Source organism: Micromonospora sp. NPDC003776 (assembly GCF_053605645.1).
The window spans coordinates 1-4,651 of record NZ_JBSGJR010000551.1 but is presented as its reverse complement, the minus strand read 5'-3'; the positions used below and the strand labels follow the sequence as shown (position 1 = coordinate 4,651).

Here is a 4,651-nt window from a genome sequence, read left to right as displayed (position 1 = left end):
CCTCGCCGGCGGCCGAGCGTCCCGACGAGGTCGCGGCGGCGGAGCGGGCCGCGGTCGCCGACGCGGACGAGGAGCCGGCACCGTCCACCGGCACCACCGACGAGGCCGGCGACCCGGCGGAGAACGAGCGGGCGGAGGTACGGCCGGCGGACCCGGAGCAGGCGCTGGCCGCGTTCCGCTGGCGGCTGCACCCGGAGACCCTCCGCGAGGAGGTTCCCGATCCGGCGGCGCTGCGGGAGGTCCGCGACGGGCTCACCGCGAAGCTGGGCAGCGCGCTGGACAACCGCAGTCGCGCCCGGCTGCTGAGCCTGCGGTCGGTGGCGTCCCGGATCCTCGGCGACCTGGACGACGCCCTCGCCGACGCGCGGCTCGCCCTGACCTACGCGGAGGCCACCGGCGAGCTGCGGCGTACCGCGCTGGCCCGGGCCCGGCTCGCCGAGGTGCTGCGCTGGCGGGGCGAGTACGCGGAGGCCGACCGGCTCTTCGCCGCGGCGAACTCGCCGGAGCTGCCCGACCGGCTGCGGGCGGTGCTGCACGAGCACGCCGGCCGGTGCTGCTACGACCAGGGCCGGCTGACCGAGGCGTGCCTGCACTTCGAGCGCGCGCTGGACCTGCGCCAGGGCGAGGACGCGGAGCTGAGCGCGCGTACGGCGGTGGCGCTGGACGCGGTCGCCGAGCGGGCCGCGACGGGTGGCTTCGGGCCGAAGCCGCGCAGCCGGGAGGCGGTCCTGGGCCTGGAGCGCCACCCGGTGCCCACCTTCGACGAGGAGCAGGAGCTCTGGGGGTACGCGGACGCCGACGGCAACCTGGTGGTCGAGCACCGGTACGCCGAGGTGCAGCCGTTCCAGGAGGGGCTGGCCTGGGTGCGCCGCCCGGAGGCGTCCCGCTGGGCGCTGATCGACACCACCGGCGCGGCGCTGATCGAGGCGAACAACGGCTACCGCGCGGTGGGATCGTTCGCCGAGGGCCTGGCCTGGGTGTCCATGGACGGCAAGGGCCGGTGGATGGCGGTCGATCCGACCAACATCGTGAAGATCCCGCCCGGGTACGAGGAGGCGCGGCCGTTCCGCGGCGGCCTGGCGGCGGTCCGCCAGAACGGCGGCTGGGGCGCGGTCGACCGCTCCGGCCAGGTGGTCGTGCCGACCCGGTATCACAAGCTCAGCACCGCCCTGGCCGACGGCCGGCAGATCGAGGGCTTCACCGAGGACGGGCTGGCCGGGGTCGAACTGGCCGGACGCCGGGGCGTGGTGGACCGGACGGGTCGGGTACTGGTCGCGCCGGTGTACGCGGCGCTGGTGGTGCACCCGGTGGCCTTCCTGGTCAGCGACGAGTCCGGCCGGTGGGGCGCGCGGGACCGGCGGGGCGAGCCGCTGATCGATCCGGTGCACCCGAGCCGCGCCGCCGTGGTCGCCGAGATCGAACAGCTGCTCACCGACACCACCCCGGTGCTCTGACCCAGGCCCGCCGCGCCGAACGGCGGACATGATCGGAGCCGGACTAGGGTCGGGGCATGGAATTCCGACACCTAGGCCGCTCGGGCCTGATGGTCAGCGAGATCTCGTACGGCAACTGGATCACCCACGGTTCACAGGTCGAGGAGGAGGCGGCGACCGCGTGCGTGCGGGCCGCCCTGGACACCGGCATCACCACCTTCGACACCGCCGACGTGTACGCCGGCACGAGGGCCGAGGAGGTGCTCGGGCGCGCGCTGAAGGGTGAGCGGCGCGAGGGCCTGGAGATCTTCACCAAGGTCTACTGGCCGACCGGCCCGGGGCGCAACGACCGCGGCCTGTCCCGCAAGCACATCATGGAGTCGATCAACGGCTCGCTGCGCCGGCTGCAGACCGACCACGTGGACCTCTACCAGGCCCACCGGTACGACTACAGCACCCCGCTGGAGGAGACGATGGAGGCGTTCGCCGACGTCGTGCACTCCGGCAAGGCGCACTACATCGGGGTCTCCGAGTGGAAGGCGTCGCAGATCCGGGAGGCGCACGCCCTCGCCCGGGAGCTGCGCGTCCCGCTGATCTCCAACCAGCCGCAGTATTCGATGCTGTGGCGGGTCATCGAGACCGAGGTGATCCCGACCAGCGAGGAGCTGGGCGTCGGCCAGATCGTCTGGTCGCCGATGGCCCAGGGTGTGCTCTCCGGCAAGTACCTGCCGGGCCAGCCGCCGCCGGCCGGCTCCCGGGCCACCGACGAGAAGTCCGGGGCGAACTTCATCGCCCGGTTCATGACCGACGAGGTGCTCACCCGGGTGCAGCGGCTCAAGCCCCTCGCCGAGCAGGCCGGGCTGAGCATGGCCCAGCTGGCCGTCGCCTGGGTGCTGCAGAACCCGAACGTCTCCTCGGCGATCGTCGGGGCGTCCCGGCCGGAGCAGGTGCACGACAACGTCAAGGCGGCCGGCGTGAAGCTCGACGCCGACCTGCTCAAGGCGATCGACGAGATCGTCGAGCCGATCACCGAGCGGGACCCGGCGAAGACCGAGAGCCCGGCGCAGCGTCCGTGAGCCGGTCCCGGTCCGGCCGGCGGGTCGCCGCCGGCCGGACCGGGCTCAGCCCTGCCAGAACCGGATCAGGTGCAGCCCGGCGCTGTACAGCTCCGGGGGCAGGCCGAGCAGGTCGGAGACGCTGAAGATCGCGCCGAAGAACGCGCCGCCGATCCGCGGGTTCCACAGCAGCGCGAAGAGCAGGATGAAGCCCCACGGGGCGAACAGGTCGTACATCCGCCGGTACGGCGGGCTCAGCCACGGCTGGATCATGTTGCCGCCGTCCAGGCCGGGCACCGGCAGCAGGTTGAGCACGCTGGCGGTGAGCTGAAGGAACGCGAGCAGGGCCAGCCCGGCCCAGAACTCGATCGGCCCGCCGGTCTCCAGCCCGATCCGCAGCGCGACCACCAGCACCAGGGTGAACAGCACGTTGGTGGCCGGGCCGGCCAGGCTGACCAGGGTGTGCCGCAGCCGCCCCGGGATGGCGTGCCGGTCCACCCACACCGCGCCGCCGGGCAGGCCGATCCCGCCGAGCAGCACCACGACCACCGGCAGCACGATGGACAGCAGCGGGTTGGTGTACTTCAGCGGGTTGAGCGTCAGGTAGCCGCGGTGGGCGATGTCCCGGTCGCCGGCCCGGTACGCGACCACCGCGTGGGCGTACTCGTGCAGGCAGAGCGAGACCAGCCAGCCGGAGACGACGAAGAGGAAGACGTCGAACCGGACGTTGCCGAACCCCGACCACGTCATCACCCCGCTGGCCACGAAGAGCGCGGCCAGGGCGAGGAAGATCGGGCTGGGGCGGAACGCCGCCCGGGGCACCCCGAGCACCAGCGGGTCGCCCGGGCGGTCGTAGGCCATCACTCCGCCGTCGGCAGCAGGCTCATCCGGTACTCCACCCGGTCGTCCTCGACGAGCGCGACCGAGGTGACGCCGGACGCCGCGAGCTCCCGCCAGGTCTGGCCGATCCACGACTCGGCGTCCGCCTGGTTGCCGAACGACTCGCTCGGTCCGTCGACCGCGTCGCCGTTCGCGCCCTCGTACCGCCAGCTCCACGCCATGCCGCGTCTCCCCTCGCCGCCGTCGTCCCCTGGGACGCCAAACCTCCGCAAGCGTAGTCGGCCGGACGTGGAACGGCCCCCCGCCACATGGATCATGCGCTCGCCCGGGCCGGTACGGTGACGCGGTGCTGACTCAAGGAGTGGTCCTCAGCGACCGGTACCGGTTGAGCGAACGCATCGCGACCGGCGGCATGGGCGCCGTCTGGAAGTGCACCGACACCCTGCTCGGCCGGGAGGTCGCGGTGAAGGTGCTGCTGCCGTCGCTGGTCGCCGACCCGGAGTTCACCACCCGGTTCCACGCCGAGGCCCGGATGCTGGCCGCGCTGCGCCACCCCGGCATCGTCCAGGTGCACGACTTCGGCTCCGCCCCGCTCGCCGACGGCAGCCAGGTCAGCTACCTGGTGATGGAGTACGTCGACGGCGAGCCGCTGGTGACCTGGATCCGCCGGGCCGGCCGGCTCGACCCGGCGTCGACCATGTCCGTGGTGGCGCAGGCCGCCCGCGCGCTGCACGCCGCGCACCTGGCGGGGATCGTGCACCGGGACGTCAAGCCGGGCAACCTGCTGGTGAAGCGGGACGGGACGGTGGTGCTGGTCGACTTCGGCATCGCCCGGACCAGCGCCACGGCGGGGATCACCGCCGCGCACACGGTGCTCGGCACCGCCTCCTTCATGTCGCCGGAGCAGGCCGTCGGCCAGCCCGTCTCGGCCGCGACCGACGTGTACGCGCTCGGCGCGGTCGCCTACTTCTGCCTCGCCGGCCGGCCGCCCTTCGAGGGCGACAACCCGCTTCAGGTGGCCATGCGGCACGCCCAGGACGAGCCGCCCCCGCTCCCCTCGGACACGCCCCCGGCGGTGATCGAGGTGATCCGCCAGGCCCTCGCGAAGGCTCCCCGGGACCGCCACCCGAGCGCGCTCGCCCTCGCCGAGGCGGCGCAGGACGCCCGGGACTCCACTCTCGCCCGGCTCCCCGCCCCGCCCCGCCCGCCGTGGGCGGTGGCCGGGCCGGCCGTCCCCGGGCCCGCCGTACTGCCCACCCCGGCCGCTGCCGGCCCGCCCACCCCGGCCCGGCGCGGGCGTACGCCGACCGGCGACCAGCCGCC

General features: G+C 74.1%; 5 protein-coding genes. 3 read left to right on the top strand and 2 right to left on the bottom strand.

Features of this window, described 5'->3' with window-relative positions:
* The coding region (locus ACWEVO_RS30620) for a WG repeat-containing protein (protein ID WP_452310942.1) at window positions 1–1,454 on the top strand (1,454 nt) is incomplete at its 5' end.
* A 56-nt stretch (window positions 1,455–1,510) separates the two neighbouring features.
* Window positions 1,511–2,509: an aldo/keto reductase family protein gene (locus ACWEVO_RS30615; RefSeq protein WP_452310941.1), complete on the top strand. Its 999-nt coding sequence runs from the start codon at window positions 1,511–1,513 to the stop codon at window positions 2,507–2,509.
* A 45-nt stretch (window positions 2,510–2,554) separates the two neighbouring features.
* Here the strand turns inward: ACWEVO_RS30615 and ACWEVO_RS30610 are convergent, their stop codons facing one another.
* The gene (locus ACWEVO_RS30610) at window positions 2,555–3,349 is read right to left on the bottom strand and encodes a site-2 protease family protein (protein ID WP_452310940.1); all 795 of its coding nucleotides are present in this window, start codon (window positions 3,347–3,349) and stop codon (window positions 2,555–2,557) included.
* Window positions 3,349–3,549, bottom strand: coding sequence for a hypothetical protein (locus ACWEVO_RS30605; RefSeq protein ID WP_452310939.1), 201 nt, complete (start codon window positions 3,547–3,549; stop codon window positions 3,349–3,351). Before ACWEVO_RS30605 ends, ACWEVO_RS30610 begins: the two co-directional genes overlap by 1 nt.
* 125 nt (window positions 3,550–3,674) lie before the next feature.
* On the opposite strand from ACWEVO_RS30605, the gene ACWEVO_RS30600 reads away from it, so the two are divergent.
* Window positions 3,675–4,651 (top strand): serine/threonine-protein kinase (locus tag ACWEVO_RS30600; RefSeq protein ID WP_452310938.1); only part of this gene is annotated, 977 nt, incomplete at its 3' end.